Origin of the sequence: Ensifer sp. ENS08, assembly GCF_014852195.1 — a bacterium.
In the GTDB taxonomy this organism is placed as follows: Bacteria; Pseudomonadota; Alphaproteobacteria; order Rhizobiales; family Rhizobiaceae; genus Ensifer; species Ensifer adhaerens.
Genome location: NZ_JACVBF010000001.1, coordinates 829,607 through 845,646 on the forward strand (window position 1 = coordinate 829,607; position 16,040 = coordinate 845,646).

17 protein-coding genes are annotated in these 16,040 nt (G+C 63.1%); 7 read left to right on the forward strand and 10 right to left on the reverse strand.

The window, feature by feature from the left end; translation table 11 throughout:
- The first annotated feature begins 146 nt into the window (after window positions 1-146).
- From rph to hemW, 4 genes are all read left to right on the forward strand, one after another.
- Window positions 147-866: a ribonuclease PH gene (gene rph, locus IB272_RS03860; protein ID WP_034797469.1), complete on the forward strand. Its 720-nt coding sequence runs from the start codon at window positions 147-149 to the stop codon at window positions 864-866.
- Window positions 867-881: 15 nt separating this feature from the next.
- Window positions 882-1,277, forward strand: coding sequence for a VOC family protein (locus IB272_RS03865; RefSeq protein ID WP_034797471.1), 396 nt, complete (start codon window positions 882-884; stop codon window positions 1,275-1,277).
- Between the two features lie 17 nt (window positions 1,278-1,294).
- Window positions 1,295-1,939 carry an RdgB/HAM1 family non-canonical purine NTP pyrophosphatase gene (rdgB, locus tag IB272_RS03870; RefSeq protein ID WP_034797474.1) on the forward strand — a complete coding sequence of 215 codons (645 nt, stop codon included), beginning with the start codon at window positions 1,295-1,297 and terminating at the stop codon, window positions 1,937-1,939.
- A gap of 82 nt (window positions 1,940-2,021) precedes the next feature.
- Window positions 2,022-3,206 (forward strand): radical SAM family heme chaperone HemW, encoded by a 1,185-nt coding sequence (gene hemW / locus IB272_RS03875; protein ID WP_060580654.1) that lies wholly within the window; start codon window positions 2,022-2,024, stop codon window positions 3,204-3,206.
- A 28-nt stretch (window positions 3,207-3,234) separates the two neighbouring features.
- Here hemW and IB272_RS03880 read toward each other — a convergent pair whose 3' ends face one another.
- The 6 genes from IB272_RS03880 to IB272_RS03905 all read right to left on the reverse strand — a co-directional run bounded on the left by IB272_RS03880 (window position 3,235) and on the right by IB272_RS03905 (window position 7,563).
- Window positions 3,235-3,849 (reverse strand): glutathione S-transferase family protein, encoded by a 615-nt coding sequence (locus IB272_RS03880; protein ID WP_060580653.1) that lies wholly within the window; start codon window positions 3,847-3,849, stop codon window positions 3,235-3,237.
- A 107-nt stretch (window positions 3,850-3,956) separates the two neighbouring features.
- Window positions 3,957-4,274 carry a DUF1801 domain-containing protein gene (locus IB272_RS03885; RefSeq protein WP_060580652.1) on the reverse strand — a complete coding sequence of 106 codons (318 nt, stop codon included), beginning with the start codon at window positions 4,272-4,274 and terminating at the stop codon, window positions 3,957-3,959.
- Window positions 4,275-4,355: 81 nt separating this feature from the next.
- Window positions 4,356-4,751: a DoxX family protein gene (locus IB272_RS03890; protein ID WP_034797480.1), complete on the reverse strand. Its 396-nt coding sequence runs from the start codon at window positions 4,749-4,751 to the stop codon at window positions 4,356-4,358.
- A gap of 87 nt (window positions 4,752-4,838) precedes the next feature.
- A complete protein-coding gene (locus tag IB272_RS03895; RefSeq protein ID WP_034797482.1) occupies window positions 4,839-6,110 on the reverse strand; it encodes an RNA polymerase sigma factor in 1,272 nt (423 codons plus the stop codon).
- Complete coding sequence (locus tag IB272_RS03900; protein WP_034797485.1) at window positions 6,107-6,481, reverse strand: YciI family protein; 375 nt, start codon at window positions 6,479-6,481, stop codon at window positions 6,107-6,109. Before IB272_RS03900 ends, IB272_RS03895 begins: the two co-directional genes overlap by 4 nt.
- A 122-nt stretch (window positions 6,482-6,603) precedes the next feature.
- Window positions 6,604-7,563: a DMT family transporter gene (locus IB272_RS03905; protein WP_246810295.1), complete on the reverse strand. Its 960-nt coding sequence runs from the start codon at window positions 7,561-7,563 to the stop codon at window positions 6,604-6,606.
- A gap of 134 nt (window positions 7,564-7,697) precedes the next feature.
- Here IB272_RS03905 and gcvA point away from each other — a divergent pair, with 134 nt between their 5' ends.
- Window positions 7,698-8,642 (forward strand): transcriptional regulator GcvA, encoded by a 945-nt coding sequence (gcvA, locus tag IB272_RS03910; RefSeq protein WP_060580651.1) that lies wholly within the window; start codon window positions 7,698-7,700, stop codon window positions 8,640-8,642.
- A 51-nt stretch (window positions 8,643-8,693) separates the two neighbouring features.
- Here the strand turns inward: gcvA and dnaA are convergent, their stop codons facing one another.
- The 4 genes from dnaA to mutM form a co-directional block, all read right to left on the reverse strand.
- Window positions 8,694-10,139, reverse strand: a complete 1,446-nt coding sequence (gene dnaA / locus IB272_RS03915) for a chromosomal replication initiator protein DnaA (RefSeq protein ID WP_060519887.1) — start codon at window positions 10,137-10,139, stop codon at window positions 8,694-8,696.
- Between the two features lie 1,143 nt (window positions 10,140-11,282).
- Window positions 11,283-11,549, reverse strand: a complete 267-nt coding sequence (rpsT, locus tag IB272_RS03920) for a 30S ribosomal protein S20 (protein WP_034797494.1) — start codon at window positions 11,547-11,549, stop codon at window positions 11,283-11,285.
- 191 nt (window positions 11,550-11,740) lie between these two features.
- On the reverse strand, window positions 11,741-12,514 hold the full coding sequence (locus IB272_RS03925; RefSeq protein WP_060580650.1) for an enoyl-CoA hydratase: 774 nt from the start codon (window positions 12,512-12,514) through the stop codon (window positions 11,741-11,743).
- Window positions 12,515-12,560: 46 nt separating this feature from the next.
- A complete protein-coding gene (mutM, locus tag IB272_RS03930; protein WP_060519735.1) occupies window positions 12,561-13,451 on the reverse strand; it encodes a bifunctional DNA-formamidopyrimidine glycosylase/DNA-(apurinic or apyrimidinic site) lyase in 891 nt (296 codons plus the stop codon).
- 172 nt (window positions 13,452-13,623) lie between these two features.
- Here mutM and ubiE point away from each other — a divergent pair, with 172 nt between their 5' ends.
- Window positions 13,624-14,400: a bifunctional demethylmenaquinone methyltransferase/2-methoxy-6-polyprenyl-1,4-benzoquinol methylase UbiE gene (ubiE, locus tag IB272_RS03935; RefSeq protein WP_060580649.1), complete on the forward strand. Its 777-nt coding sequence runs from the start codon at window positions 13,624-13,626 to the stop codon at window positions 14,398-14,400.
- Window positions 14,401-14,405: 5 nt separating this feature from the next.
- Complete coding sequence (ubiB, locus tag IB272_RS03940; RefSeq protein ID WP_090300967.1) at window positions 14,406-15,980, forward strand: 2-polyprenylphenol 6-hydroxylase; 1,575 nt, start codon at window positions 14,406-14,408, stop codon at window positions 15,978-15,980.
- Window positions 15,981-16,040 lie beyond the last annotated feature (60 nt).

Below are 16,040 nucleotides of genomic sequence, written 5' to 3' on the forward strand. Positions count from 1 at the left end.
CTGCCATGCTCTGCAGCGCCGCGCATCCTTGGACGCGCTAAAGGTCGCTGCAGCACCTTAAACTGCTGCATAATTTTGTCCCTAAATCGATTTCGATTTAGGGAATTATGCAGTAGAAGGCTCACGAGATACGATAGGAGTTGACGATGCGGCCATCCGGCAGAAAAACCGATCAAATGCGCAAGGTTTCTTTCGAGCGCAATTTTTCCAAGCATGCGGAAGGCTCCTGTCTGGTGCGGTTCGGCGACACGCATGTGCTGTGCACCGCAAGCCTTGAGGAAAAGGTTCCGGCCTGGCTGCGCAATGGCGGCAAGGGCTGGGTGACGGCGGAATACGGCATGCTGCCGCGCGCCACCGGCGAGCGCATGCGGCGCGAGGCAGCCAGCGGCAAGCAGAGCGGTCGCACCCAGGAAATCCAGCGGCTGATCGGCCGGTCGCTGCGCGCCGTGGTCGATCTGCCGGCGCTCGGCGAACGCCAGATCTCGATCGACTGCGACGTCATCCAGGCCGATGGCGGCACGCGCACTGCCTCGATCACCGGCGCCTGGATCGCGCTCCACGACTGCCTGAAGTGGATGGAAGCCCGCAACATGGTCAAGGTCGAGAAGGTCCTGAAGGATCATGTCGCGGCCATTTCCTGCGGCATCTTCGCCAACCAATCGGTGATCGATCTCGATTACCTCGAAGATTCCGCTGCCGAGACCGACGCCAACTTCGTTATGACCGGCTCCGGCGGCATCGTCGAGATCCAGGGCACGGCCGAAGGCAAGCCGTTCTCGGAAGAGGAATTCGCGAGCCTGATGGGCCTTGCCAAGACGGGCATTGCCGAACTGGTCGCGCTGCAGAAGCAGGCGATCGCCGGCTGAGGAAGGAACGTCAAGATGGCCCCGGCGCTGGAAGGCATTCTCGAGACCGCCCTTTACGTGGGTGATCTCGATGCCGCCGAGGCCTTCTACGGTGGCATTCTCGGGCTCGCAAAGATCACGCGTGCCGGCAACCGCCACGTCTTCTATCGCTGCGGACCGGGCGTGCTTTTGATTTTCAATCCGGCCGAAACGCTGAAGCCGCCGATCCCGCACGGCACGAGCGGCCAGGGCCACATGTGCTTCCGGGTTTCCGCCGCAGCGCTGGACGCCTGGAAGGCGAAACTGGAAGCGGCGGGCATCGCGATCGAAGCGGACACCCGCTGGCCGAACGGGGCGCGGTCCTTCTATTTCCGCGACCCGGCCGGCAACAGCCTTGAATGTGCGGAACCGGGCCTCTGGTCCATCGAATGAACACGAAACGAGACACCATGCGCAAACTGGACAACAAGACGCTGATCGTCGCCAGCCACAACGCCGGCAAGATCCGCGAAATCCGCGATCTCATCGGCCCGCTCGGCTTCGAGGCGAAGTCGGCCGCAGACCTCAACTTCATCGAGCCCGACGAGACCGGCACCACTTTCGAGGAGAACGCCGCGATCAAGGCGCTCGCCTCGGCCAAGGCCTCCGGCCTGCCGGCACTTTCGGACGATTCTGGTCTCGCAATCGACGCGCTCGATGGAGCGCCCGGCGTCTATACGGCCAACTGGGCCGAGCGCGAAGATGGCAGCCGCGACTTCGCCATGGCCATGCAGAAGGTCGAAGATGCGCTGCAGGAGAAAGGCGCCAAAACGCCTTCCGAGCGCACCGCCCGTTTCGTCTCGGTTCTTTGCCTTGCCTGGCCGGACGGTCATGTCGAGCTCTTCCGCGGCGAGGTCGAAGGTTTCGTCGTCTGGCCGCCGCGTGGCGGCCAGGGCTTCGGCTATGATCCGGTGTTCCAGCCCAAGGGCTACGAGACCACCTTCGGCGAGATGAGCGCCGACGAGAAACACGGCTGGAAACCGGGTGACGAAGAGGCTCTGTCGCACCGCGCCCGCGCCTTCAAGATCTTTGCCGAGACCTGCCTCGGAGCCTGATCTGAGCGGGATGAGGAAAAGTGCGTGCGGTTTTCCGCCCGCATCCCGCTCTCTACTGAAAGTGACCATGAGAGACGCAATAATGCAAACTGCCACGCTATCGGCGATCGGTGACGGCATGGACCCCGGTTTCGGGGTCTACGTGCATTGGCCGTTCTGCGCGGCCAAGTGCCCCTATTGCGACTTCAACAGCCATGTGCGCCACCAGCCGGTGGACCAGCCGCGTTTCGTTGCAGCTTTCCTTAAGGAAATGGAAGAGGTGCGCGAACTCTCCGGCCCGCGCACGGTCACCAGCGTCTTCATGGGCGGCGGCACGCCGTCCTTGATGGAGCCGTCGACGGTCGATGCCATCCTCCAAGGCATCGCTCGCCATTGGCATGTGCCAGACGGCATCGAAATCACCATGGAGGCGAACCCGTCGAGCGTCGAAGCGACGCGTTTCCACGGCTACCGCGCTGCCGGTGTCAATCGCGTCTCGCTCGGCGTCCAGGCGCTGAACGACCGCGATCTGAAGTTCCTCGGACGGCTGCACAATGTCGAGGACGCGCTGAAGGCGATCCGGCTGGCGCGCGAGATCTTCCCGCGCATGTCCTTCGACCTGATCTATGCCCGTCCGAACCAGACGGTCGAAGAATGGGAGCGTGAGCTGAAGGAAGCCGTCTCCTATGCGGTCGACCATCTGTCGCTCTACCAGCTGACGATCGAGGAAGGCACGCCCTTTTACGGCCTGCACAAGGCCGGCAAGCTGATCGTGCCTGATGGCGAGCAGTCGGCAGTGCTTTACGAGGCGACGCAGGACATTACCGCCGCCATCGGCATGCCGGCCTACGAAGTTTCAAACCACGCCCGCCCGGGTGCCGAGAGCCGGCACAACCTCACCTATTGGCGCTACGGCGACTATGCCGGCATCGGCCCGGGCGCCCACGGGCGCCTGGGCATCGGCAATGGCAAGATCGCTACCTCTACGGAGCGCAAGCCGGAGGAATGGCTGCGGCTCGTCGAGACCCATGGTCACGGCATGATCGAGCGGGAATCCCTCGATCTCGAAGCACAGTCCGACGAGTTGTTGCTGATGGGTCTGCGCCTCAAGGAAGGCGTCGACTTGGCGCGATGGCAGACGCTGTCCGGCCGCGACCCGGACCCGGAGCGCGAGCAGTTCCTGATCGATCACGGCTTCATCGAGCGGCTGGGCAATTCGCGCCTGCGCTGCACGCCGGCCGGCATGCTGATCCTCGACGCCGTGGTCGCGGATCTCGCCTGCCCCTGAGGGCAGGCGGTCTTCGCCGGCTACAGACTCAATCGAACGTTTCACCTGACAGCGGCGTGGCCTGCATCGACGGCCGGCCTTCGAATGCATCGAACCAGCGGGTCAGCCTCGGACGGTTGCGAAACGACGGCAGGTTGCGAAACGCCATCCAGGACAGTGCCGTCGCCAGCGCGATCTGCCCGATATCCACGTCTTCCTCGGGCGATAACGTCTGCTCCAGCCAATCGTAGGTCGCCTCGATCTTTTCTTCGTAGCCCTTGGCGAGTTCCGGATAGCGCAGATGTTCGGGGCGCCTCTCCCACTCCCAGCGCAAGCCGATCCCGGTCTGGGCAAGAACCTGCGCCACCGACTGCATGCGCAGCGCCCGCCATCGAGGTTCGCCGACCTCGGGGATCCGCTTGCGTCCCTCGTGCAGCGTATCGAGATAGGCGCAGATGACATCGCTGTCGAAGATCGGCTCTTCGCCCTCACGCAACAGCACCGGAACCTTGCCGAGCGGGTTTTCGGCATAGACCTCGTCGTTGCGCCGCGTTGGGCTCGTCTCGTGGTGGATGACTTTCAGCCGGTCGGCAAGGCCGATCTCGTGAGCAAAGACAAGCGCCTTGCGGGCGAAGGGAGAGTGGGTTTGATAGTAGAGGATCATGGCTGCCTCGCGGGATCTGGCGTGAATTCCTGTTCCCGTGAAGAGATATTGCATCGCAGCCGATAAAGGCGCTCTGTTTCTTCGGCCACGATGCAAGTTTGTTTCGTCTAGGCGGCTTTCATCGGATCGCCCTTCAGCCGGTTGAGCTCGATGCCCCTAGCCACCAGCCGGGCGACCTGAGCGTCGTCCACGTCATCGGTGGTGCGCAGGCGAATATAGGCCATGTCGCCCTTGCCGCCGCCCTTCTCCAGGCGTGCGTCGAGATCAAGCATCTCGGCGCCGCGCCAGAAACCGAAGGTCACGTAATCCTTTGCCCCCTTGAGCAGACAGACCGCGCCGCCGGCCTCATAGATGGGATGGCCCCATTTGACGGCGTCATTGAGCGCGCCTGTGGCCAGGAGGGCACCATGCAGGCGCTTCGCCACGTCGGCCGGGACACCGGAGAGGCCGGCAATGTAGTCGTTGACTGTTTTGGTCAGGGTCGTCTTTCGAGCGCTCCGTTTCTGTCAGTTGCTGAAGGGAATGAGGGCGCGCAGCCGCGGATCCCGAAGCCAGAGGCCGCCCCAGGCGATCACGCCGAGATAGAAGCCGAAAAGCAGATGGGTGAAGAGCGGGCTGCCGGCCCGCAGATGCGTCGCCATCGCCCCGCCGAGATAGCCGGTGAGCAGAATGGCGCCGAGGATCGAGGTGCGCGGGATCACATAGAGCACCGTGCACAACAATGTGAGAATGCCGAGCAGCCGCGCCAGACCCTGGTCGGCGGAATAGCCGAGCGCGACCATGGTTTCGGTGACGACAGCAAGCGGCACAAGCTTGATGACGGCATCGAAAATCAGGAAGGCGACTAGCACGCCGCTGAGGAAGCGGCCGAGGATGATCGACTTTGCCGTTGGGGCGGGCATAACGAGGCTGGTGGTCACTGATTTCTCTCCTTGGATTTCGTTCTCGGTCCAAGGACGAAAGCGCATGAGGGATCCCGACAGGCACCGTCAGATTTTTCTTTCGGAGATCTCGATACCAGGCGTTTCATCGAGCTTGTCGAGCTGCATGCGGATGTAAGCGCATTCGGCCGCGTTGGTCGCAAGCGCAATCGCATGGTCGAAGGCCACACGCGCCTCGCGGACCTTGCCGAGCTGCTTCAGGAGATGGCCGCTCAAGCCATGGAAATAGAAATAGCCGGAGAGCTTTTCCGCCAAGGGCGCGATCATCGCCAGCGCGACTTCCGGCCCCTGACGCTTCGAAACCGCCACTGCGCGATTGAGCGTGATCACCGGAGAGGGCTGCAGCCGCTCGAGCGCCTGGTAGAGCAGGTCGATCTGCGCCCAGTCGGTCTCATCCGCACGCTCGGCGCGGGCATGCAGCGCCGCGATCGCCGCCTGGATCTGGTAGGCGCCCGGTTGGCGGTACTGCATCGCCCTGTCGATCAGCGCCAAGGCCTCGTCGATCAGCGAGCGGTCCCACAGGCTGCGGTCCTGGTCATCAAGCAGGATGACGGCGCCATCGGCGTCGAAGCGGGCGCGCGCCCGCGAATGCTGGATCATCATGAGCGCCGTCAGCCCCTTGATCTCCGGCTCGGCCGGGAAAAGCTGAAGCAGCAGGCGTCCGAGCCGGATCGCCTCCTGGCACAGGTCGGCCGAGACGCTTTCCGGGCCGTTCATCGCCGAATAGCCCTCGTTGAAGACGAGGTAGATCATCGTGGCGACGGCGGCGAGCCGATCTGACCGGTCGGCCGCATCCGGGGTCTCGAAGGCAAGGCCGGCGGCCGCGACACGCGACTTGGCCCGCGTGATCCGCTGTTCCATCGCCGCCTCGCTGACGAGGAAGGCGCGGGCGATCTGCTTGACCGAAAGGCCCGAGACGATGCGCAGCGCCAGCGCGATCTGCTGCGTTGCCGGCAGCGCCGGATTGCTGCAGACGAACAGCAGGCGAAGAATGTCGTCGCGATAGTGGGAGCCGTCGAGCTGGTCGGCGAGCGCGCCCTCCTGATCCTCGAGGTCGGAAAGAATTTCCTCCGGCGGCAGCGCCGTCTCGCGGGACTGGCGGCGCACCTTGTCGATGCCGCTGTTGCGGCCGACGAAGATCAGCCAGGCGGCGGGGTCGCGCGGCGGGCCGCTCTTCGGCCAGGTCTTCAAAGCCCGGATACAGGCCTCCTGAAACGCTTCTTCGGCAGTGTCGAGGTTGCGGAAATAGCGCAACAGCGCGCCCACGGCCTGCGGCCGGGCCGAAACGAGAGCGAGGTCTATCCAGGCTGTGTCTGTCATGAAGCAAGCTCACTGGGTTTGTAGATGGCAAGAGGACGGATTTCATAGGAGCCGGCGGCCGGATTGGCAGAACTCAGATCACGGGCGAACTCGAGCGCATCATCGAGAGACGCACAGTCGATGACATAGAAACCGAGCAGTTGCTCTTTCGTCTCGGCAAACGGGCCATCGATTACGATCGTCTCGCTGTGACTGTGCCGGAGCGTCGTCGCCGCCGTCGTCGGCATCAAGCGCGCCACCGGCCCAAGCCGGCCTGCCTCCGCATATTTGCTCTGTACGGCCAACAGATCATGCATGACTTTTTCGTCCTGCTCCTTGGTCCAGGCGTTCGTGACATCTTCTTGATTGTAGCAAAACACGGCGTAAAGCATCGGAACTCCAGCTCCTGAAACAAAGACGGTGGCGGCAAGCAATAGCCGACAACCCGGATGAAAAAAACAGGGCCGGTGGTGCTTTCGCCCACCGGCCCGCAATGCGTGCAAATCAGAAATGCTCAAGCGTTGTCGCGGCACTCTAACTTGGTGTCGATGGCCGGCCGGGAAAAGAGGCGCAGAAGCCGCCCGTCGATCGCCGCCAGACCGGCCGCGATCAAGGTCATGCCCAGGAAGTGCTTGAGTTCCAGCGTTTCGCCGAGGAACAAAGCGCCAAGCAGGATGGCGCTGACCGGGATCAGGAAGGTCACCAGCATCAGGTTTGTGACACCGGCCGTTTCCAGGATGCGGAAGAACAGGACGTAAGCGAGCGCCGTGGAAATCAGCGCGATGCCGACGATCGCCGCCCAGACGTCGAAGCCGGGTATGGGAAGCGTCCAGGGATGATCGATCAGCAGCGACAGCGGGACCAGCATGATGCTTGCGGCCGAGACCTGACCGGTCGCCGTCACGATCGGCACCACGCCCATGCGCTTGAAGCGGCGGGCAAAGACACCGGCGAGCGCATAGGAGAGCGCTGCGCCGAGCACGGCGACCTGGGCAAGCAGGTTCGAACCGAGCCCACCGAGCGCTGCCGGGCCAATCATCATCGCGACCCCGAGGAAGCCGACGACGACGCCTGCAAACCGGTTGGCTGTCAGCTTCTCGTCATCGGTCAGGAGATGCGCGACGATCACGCCGAACAGCGGCGTGGTGGCGTTGAGGATCGAGGCAAGGCCGCTTGCGATATGCGTCTGCCCCCAGACGATCAGCGAGAAAGGGATGAGATTGTTGAGCAGCCCCATCCCGAAGAAGGCGAGCCAAACGCGCGGGTCGCGCGGCATCGACAGTCCCATCAACCGAACGAAGGCGAGCAGCGCGAGCGCCGCGAGACTGACGCGGAGCGCCACGATCGTGACCGGAGGCAACGCCTTGACGGCGACGCCGATGAAGAAGAAGGAACCGCCCCACAGAATGGAGAGCAGGATCAACATGCCCCATTCCCGGGAGCCCATGACCTTGGCCTGCGTTGCTTGTGTCATTGCCTTAACCCTCGTTTGTTTGTCAGGCTAAACCGTGATGGCATCGACCATCTTGACTTTGTGCCATTATTCTCAGGATATTGGGCTTCGAACAAACGATCATTTCTCGCCGCATGATTGAGTTTGTCTAAACCATGTCGACATACCTTCCTTCGCTTGCCTCGCTTCGCGCCTTCGAGGCCACCGCGCGACATCTAAGCGTTACCAAGGCCGCGCAAGAACTGAACGTGACGCCTGGCGCCGTCAGCCTGCAGGTGCGCGAACTGGAGCAGGCGTTAGCAGTGACGCTGTTTGAGCGCCGGCCGAGACAGTTGGCGCTGACGGAGGACGGTAGCACCTATTTCGCAACGCTCAGACGCGCGTTCCGAATGATGCGCGAGGCGACCGAGGAACTGACGGCGCGCAAGCGTGCGCCGGTGCTGACGGTCAGCTGCACGCCCACCTTTGCCGCGCAATGGCTGGTGCCGCGCATCGGCGCCTTCGAGTTACAGGTGCCCGGCATCGACGTGCGCATCAGCACCACCAATCGGCTGACCGACTTCAACAGCGATGGGGTCGACATCGCCATCCGTCATGGGCTTGGCCGCTATGACGGTCTTGTGAGCGAACGATTGATCGATGACGACCCGGTGCCGGTCCTTCACCCGGCCCTACGGGCCAGGAACCCACTCGACATGCCGGGTGACCTTGCCGCGCATGTGCTCTTGCACGACGTCCATCGTCAGGATTGGAGGCTGTGGCTGGATGCGGCGCGCGCCGACGGGGTGGACGCCGGGCGAGGGCCGGTCTTCGTCAACAGCAACGGCGCGATCGAGGCGGCCAAGGCCGGCGACGGCGTTGCATTGGTGCGCCTGTCGCTGGTCACGCGCGAGCTTGCGGAGGGTGTGCTGGAAGCCCCCTTCCCTGAGGGCGTGATGACCGGGCTTGCCTACCATCTCGTCTACCCGCCGGCCGCACTCGACCGCCCGCCGGTCACGGCCTTTCGCGCCTGGATCATCGAACAGGCACGAGCCGAGCAGGGTGTGGGGAATGCGGCGACCAAGCGTCCGCCGCGGCCGGCACTGAAAGCGGTCCGGTAACATAAAAGAGCCCGGGCGAACCCGGGCTTTTTTTGCGGCAATGCGCCTCGACTATTCGTTGATCAGGCGCTTCAGCAGCTCGATCTCATGGCTGAGCTTGGTGTCGCCCGAAATCAGCTCCTCGATCTTGCGCACGGCGTGCAGCACGGTCGTGTGGTCGCGTCCGCCGAAGCGACGGCCGATCTCCGGGAAGGAGCGCGGCGTCAGCGTCTTCGACAGATACATCGCGATCTGGCGCGGCTTGACGATGACACGGGTGCGGCGGTTGGAGACGAGCTCCTGGCGCGAGACGTTGTAGTGCTTGGCGACGACGCGCTGGATGTCCTCGATGCGCACGCGGCGGGGTTCGCCGGCGTTGACGAGGTGGCCGAGCAATTCATCGACGCGCTCGAGCGAGAGCTGCGGCTCGAAGGAGCGGCGGAACAGGAGCTGGTTGAAGGCACCTTCCAGTTCGCGGCCGCTGGCGGTCACGTTGCGTGCCACATGGCTCAGGATTTCGCCGGGAATGTCGAGCGAACCGTCGTCCTGACGGGCCGTGTCCAGACGGCGCTTCAGCATTTCCAGGCGCATGTCGTAGTCCGGGCCGTCCATCTCGATGGCGACGCCGCCCTGGAGACGCGAACGAACGCGGCTGTCGAGCGATTCCAGTTCCCACGGTGCGCGGTCGGCTGCGACGACGACCTGCTTGGCGGAATCGAGCAGCATATTCAGCAGGTGGCAAAACTCATGCTGGATCGACTTGCCCTGCAGGAACTGCATGTCGTCGATGATCAGGAGATCGATGTTGCGCAGCGACTCCTTCAAGGACAGCGCGTCGTTGTCGCGGATCGCGGTGGCGAAACGCCACATGAAGTATTCGGCCGTCAGGTAGACGACGCGCGGCGCACGCGCGCTCTGCAGCGCCTGGATGGCAATCGCCTGCAGAAGGTGCGTCTTGCCGAGACCGACGCTCGAATGGATGAAGAGCGGGTTGAACCGCACCGCACCGGCGCCGGCTTCCGCAATCGTCCGGGCGGCGGCAAGCGCCACGCGGTTCGAGGAACCCTCGACGAAGTTTTCGAAATTGTAGCGCTGGTCGAGCGGCGAGCCGAAGAGCGGCGCCTGGGTCGGCCTCTGCATGCTTGCGACAGTCGCCGCGGCAACGGTTGCCACCGGCTGGGCTGCGGCCGGACGGCGCGCGGGCTGAGCCGGAGCTGCTTCTGCCGCCTGCGGCAGCGCTTCTTCCTGGGTGGTCGGACGGGCGCCACGGGTTGCCGTGCGCACCAGGATCTCGATCTTCATGATCTCGCCGTCTTCCTGCTGGAAGATCGAGGTGATGAGGTCAAGATAACGGTTGTTGATCCAGGACTTCAGGAACGTGGTCGGCACCGAAAGGCGCACAACGCTCTTGGATACGGAATGGAGCTTCAGACGCCCAAACCAGCTTGCAAAGACATCCGGACCGACTTGAGCTTTGAGACGCGCACTTACCCGCTCGAACAGTGCGTCGTGCCTCATGTCGGTTTTTTCCCCCGCCGCCTGAGATAGATTGCTTCCGGCTTGAAATGCGTCTCCTTCTTTCTGAAGTGCGCCCGCCGTCACCAAATTCATCTGCATTTTGCCGCCTTCCAATTCATGTTCAGATGCCGTCATCGCTGCCGGCCTCATCTCTTATGTCCGTCGACCGCGGCGCCCGTATGGGCCATGCCGCTTTCGCCGAACGTCACAGTCGCAGACGACGCCGGGCTCCTCATCTCCCGCCTCGCTGCGCGCTACGCGCACCCACCTGCCCTGCTGGGCCGGAGGATGTCCCCTCGCGCCTCTCGTCAACAATCCCTTCGACGCGCTCCCGCGCCGTACCGGATCCTCCTCCTCGTCAACAGCTCGTCGCACCCTCGTACGAAGCGATGAGCCGCGCGTTGGACCTTGGCCTCGCGTCGGGCGCCGCTTGCACCCTCCATCGAGGCCTCCTGCATCTCTCCTTTGTCGTAGCCGATCAAAGGGCAAGACAGGCAGCCGTCAAAGCGCCGCAGCGACCTCTAGGCGTCCGACCGGACGCAGGTGCTGCAGATGGCCGCCTCACAATCACAGGACGAAAGTTTCCCGTCCGGAGTGGTATGAACCATCCGGTTTTTTCACCTTCGACTTGTCTGATTGAACGACGCGGAGCCGCCCTGATACAAAGGACAGAAACATCGAAACCATTTCTTCGAAATGGCCTCTTTTGCTTCTTTTTACAGATGTGGTCCGTGTCCCCTGTGGAGGGCATTTAGGCAGGATCGATGGGCAAGATCAATCGCGATTTTTACGCAACCTTAAGCGCTGGCCGTTGACTCTCCGGCCGCCATTTGCTTGCCGCATTCCGAGTCCGAGAAGAATCCCTGTTGAATCAAGGGTTTTGATTTTTCGCTCTTTGCTTAGCTGGCGAAAAAGAAAAAAAATAAAAATTCGCTTGACTCAGAATGGGCCGAACGGAGCCCCAGTCAGAGACATCCTTTTGATAAGGACCTCTCACAAGCCATTGAAATAATTATATAAATCTTGTCATCGCACTGACATAAGCCCAAGCCGCCAGATTAACCATCGCGATGACAGAAGTATGAATCCGAAAAGCCCGGCGCAAGGGCCGGGCTCTCGATTAACAGATTTTTCTTAGCCGGATTAGGCCGAAAGCGACTTTACGCGCTGTGCAAGACGCGAAACCTTGCGCGATGCAGTGTTGGCGTGCAGGACGCCCTTGGTGGCTGCGCGCATCAGCTCGGGCTGAGCTGCCTTGAGCGCTGCGGCTGCAACTGCCTGGTCGCCGGTTGCAATCGCTTCTTCGACCTTGCGGATGAAGTTGCGAACGCGCGAACGACGGGCCTTGTTCACTGCGGTGCGGCGTGCGATCTTGCGGGTCGCCTTTTTCGCCGAAGTTGTATTGGCCATTTGTGCCTCTCTTCGAAAACTGACATGAACTCCGCCCCTCGCCGTGCCGGGTCACTGCGACCTGTCATCAAAGCAATTCGGGAGTATTTCCGGAAAGCCCAGAATGGCGTTCCAAACTGAGGGCGGCGTATAGCGGGAAACCGCCGCCCCGTCAACGCGCAATTTCCAGAATCTGCGCGCCGTGCTCTGGGCTAGCGATGTTTGAACTCCGGTTTGCGCTTGGCGACGAAGGCGGCCATGCCTTCCTTCTGGTCTTCGGTCGCAAACAGCGAGTGGAAGAGCCGACGCTCGAAACGCAGGCCTTCGGCAAGCGTCAGCTCCAGCGAGCGGCTTACGGCCTCCTTGGCCATCATCACCGCGGGCAGCGAGAAGGAGGCGATCTTCTCGGCAGCGGTGAGCACTTCCTCCATCAATTTCTCCGGCGCCACCACACGCGAAACGAGTCCCGCGCGTTCGGCCTCGGCCGCATCCATCATCCGGCCGGTCAGCACCAGGTCCATGGCCTTCGCCTTGCCGACGGCGCGCGTCAGGCGCTGGGAGCCGCCCATGCCGGGAATGACGCCGAGGGTGATTTCCGGCTGGCCGAACTTCGCGGTCTCGGACGCAATGATGAAGTCGCACATCATCGCCAGCTCGCAGCCGCCGCCAAGCGCGTAGCCGGAAACGGCAGCGATCAAAGGCTTGCGAGCTGCCGCCACCTGGTCCCAGCCGCCGATGAAGTCGCCGAGATAGCTGTCGACGAAATCGAGCGCCTGCATCTCCTTGATGTCGGCGCCGGCGGCAAACGCCTTCTCCGAGCCGGCGAGGACCACGGCGCCGATCTCCTTGTCGGCGTCGAAGGCCTTCAGCGCCGCGGCAAGCTCGCGCATCACGGTCGAGTTCAGCGCATTCAGCGCCTGCGGACGATTGAGCGTCACCAGGCCGACGCGGCCGCGTGTTTCGACCAGCAGCGTTTCGTAGGTCATTTCTGTTTCCTCCGGTTCATGCACCAGACCGCTCACGGACTGGCGTTCATTTCTGGCAGTGCGGGCAATAGAAGGTTGAGCGTCCCGCCTGCACGATGCGGGCGACCGTACCGTCGCAGCCGGGCGTGCGGCAAGCCTGTCCTTCGCGGTCATAGACGGAGAAGGAGTGCTGGAAGTAACCGAGCGAGCCGTCGGCCTGGATATGGTCCTTCAGCGACGATCCTCCGGCGGCTATGGCATCGGCGATGACCTCGCGGATCGCATCCGTCAGGCGCACGAGCCCTTCCTTCGGCTTGCCGCGCTTGTCGACGAGCGCGCCGGCCGGTTTCAGCGGCGACAGGTGCGAGCGCCAGAGCGCCTCGCAGACATAGATATTGCCGAGACCGGCGATGTTCTTCTGGTCAAGCAACGCCGCCTTCAGCGGTTGCGCCTTGCCGGAAAAGCGTGCGGCGAGATAGGCGGCATCGAGCACGTTTCCGGTCGGCTCCTCGCCGAGCGCGCGGAAATAGGCGTGGCTCGCCACCGTGTCGCGGCGAGCAAGGTCCATGAAGCCGAAGCGGCGCGGGTCGTTGTAGATCACCCGCACCGGGCCTTGCGCACCGTCGAGATGGAAGATGACGTGATCGTGCTTTTCATCCTTGCCGCGCGGATGGTGGAATTCGCCGGGCGTTGTTGCCGCCGGCCCCGCCTCGATGCGGAAGGAACCGGACATGCCCAGATGGGCGATGATCACGTCGCCGGCTTCCAGATCGATCATCAGATACTTGGCGCGGCGCGACAGCGAGACGATGCGCTGGCCGGCAACGGTCGAGGAGAAATTCTCCGGGAACGGAAACCTGAGATCCGGACGGCGCAATTCCGCATTCACGAGCAGCGCGCCTTCCATGGTCGGCGCCAGGCCGCGCTTGACGGTTTCGACCTCGGGCAACTCCGGCATGAATGCACTCCTTCGATCTCAGCCACCGGATGCGGTGGTTGGCATTTCCTTGGCGGCCTTCTTATCCTATAGGGGTGCGCTATGCCGCAGCCGCAGTCCCGCCCACGAGATAGCGTGTGACGGGCCTTTTCGCTATGGTGCCGGAAAAATTGGTTCAGGTGGAGTTCTTCGTATGACGGATCAGCGCGTATCGGCCGATGGCGGCATGGAAACATCTTTCGGTTTCCGCAACGTCGGCACGGGCGAGAAGCAGCCGCTTGTCAACGACGTCTTCCACAAGGTGGCCAAGCGTTACGACATCATGAACGACGTGATGTCGGCCGGCCTGCACCGCGCCTGGAAGGATGCGATGATCGCGGCCCTCAACCCGCCACGCCGCGAGGGCTACAGGACGCTCGACGTTGCCGGCGGCACCGGCGATATCGCCTTCCGCATCATCGAAGCCTCCGACCGCAAGGCGCATTCGACGGTGCTCGACATCAACGGCTCGATGCTGGCCGTCGGCGCCGAGCGCGCCGAGAAGAAGAAGCTCTCCGCCAATCTCGATTTCGTCGAAGCCAATGCCGAGGACCTGCCTTTCGAGGCCAATACCTTCGACGCCTATACGATTGCCTTCGGCATCCGCAACGTGCCGCGCATCGACGTGGCGCTGAGGGAGGCATACCGGGTGCTGAAGCGCGGCGGCCGGTTGCTGGTGCTGGAGTTCTCCGAAGTGGAAATGCCGCTGCTCGACCGCTTCTATGATGCCTGGTCGTTCAACGCGATCCCGAAGTTCGGCAAGCTGATCACCGGCGATGAAGCGCCCTACCAGTATCTGGTGGAATCGATCCGCAAGTTTCCGAACCAGAAGGACTTCGCGACGATGATCAAGGAAGCGGGCTTCTCGCGCGTCTCCTTCACCAATTACACCGGCGGCATCGCAGCGCTGCATTCCGGCTGGAAAATCTGATCCCGATGAGCACGCCTGGAGCATATATCCGCCTCGCGCGGATCGGCTGGGTTCTCGTGCGCGAAGGCGTCGTCTCGGCCGTCCCGACGGAGCACCTGCCACCCTTTGCCCGTTTCGCCCAGAAGGCGGCCGGACTTTTGGCGCGGCGCAGAGTACCGGGAGAGGAGCGTAGCGACCGGCTGTCGCGCGCCGTCGCCCGGCTCGGCCCCTCCTATGTGAAGATCGGCCAGTTCCTCGCAACCCGCCCCGACGTCGTTGGCGCGGAGTTTGCCGCAGACCTGTCGCTGTTGCAGGACCGCATGGCGACCTTCCCGCAGAACGAGGCGAAGGCCGCGATCGAGGGATCACTCGGCCGGACGGTCGATGATCTCTATGCCGAGTTTTCCGAGCCGATGGCCGCGGCCTCGATCGCTCAGGTGCACCCGGCGATCGTGATGCGCGACAGCGGCCCTGAGAAGGTCGCGGTCAAGGTCATCCGTCCCGGCGTGCGGCAGCGCTTCGCCTCCGACATCGAGGCGATGTATCTCGTCAGCCACATGCAGGAGCGTTTCCTGCCCTACACCCGCCGGCTGAAGCCGGTCGAGGTGACCAAGACGCTGGAACAGACGACGAAGATCGAGATGGATCTTCGTCTGGAGGCGGCCGCCCTTTCCGAGCTTGGCGAGAACACCAAGGACGATTCCGGCTTCCGCGTGCCGAAGGTCGACTGGGAGCGGACCGGGCGCGACGTCGTCACCATGGAGTGGATCGACGGCGTCAAGATGTCGGACATCGAGGGCTTGAAGGCCGCAGGCCACGACCTCAACCTTCTAGCCGAAGTGCTGATCCAGTCCTTCCTGCGCCACACCCTGCGCGACGGCTTCTTTCATGCCGACATGCATCAGGGCAATCTCTTCGTCGACGATGCCGGCCATATCGTCGCCGTCGACATGGGCATCGTCGGCCGCCTCGGCAAGAAGGAACGCCGGTTCCTGGCCGAGATCCTCTTCGGCTTCATCACCCGCGACTACCAGCGCGTGGCCGACGTGCATTTCGAGGCGGGCTATGTGCCTTCGCACCACGATGCTGCGAGTTTCGCCCAGGCGATCCGCGCGATCGGCGAGCCGATCCACGGCCAGCCGGCCGAAACCATTTCGATGGCGAAGCTGCTGACGTTGCTCTTCGAGGTCACTGAGCTCTTCGACATGCAGACGCGCCCCGAGCTCGTCATGCTGCAGAAGACCATGGTGGTCGTCGAAGGGGTCGCACGCACGCTCAATCCGCGCTTCAACATGTGGAAGGCCTCCGAGCCGGTCGTCGGAAAATGGATCCGCGACAATCTCGGACCGAAGCGCATCGTCACCGATTTGCGCGACGGCCTGCATGCCGCACTCAGGCTGGCTGAAGCCGCGCCCGAAATCGCCGCCCGCACGGAGAAGTTTTCGAGCGAGATCATGGCGATGAGCGAAAACGGTCTGCGCTTCGACGCCGAGACCGCGCATGCGATCGGCAAGGCGGAAGCGAAACACACGCGCTCCGGCCGCATCGCGCTGTGGCTCATCGCCGCCACGCTCGCCTATATCGCCTGGCAGGTGACCTGATCCCGCCCGCGCCCGAACCGGCGCGGCGGGCTTGTCTTTCTACCCACGCTTGCTATCCTT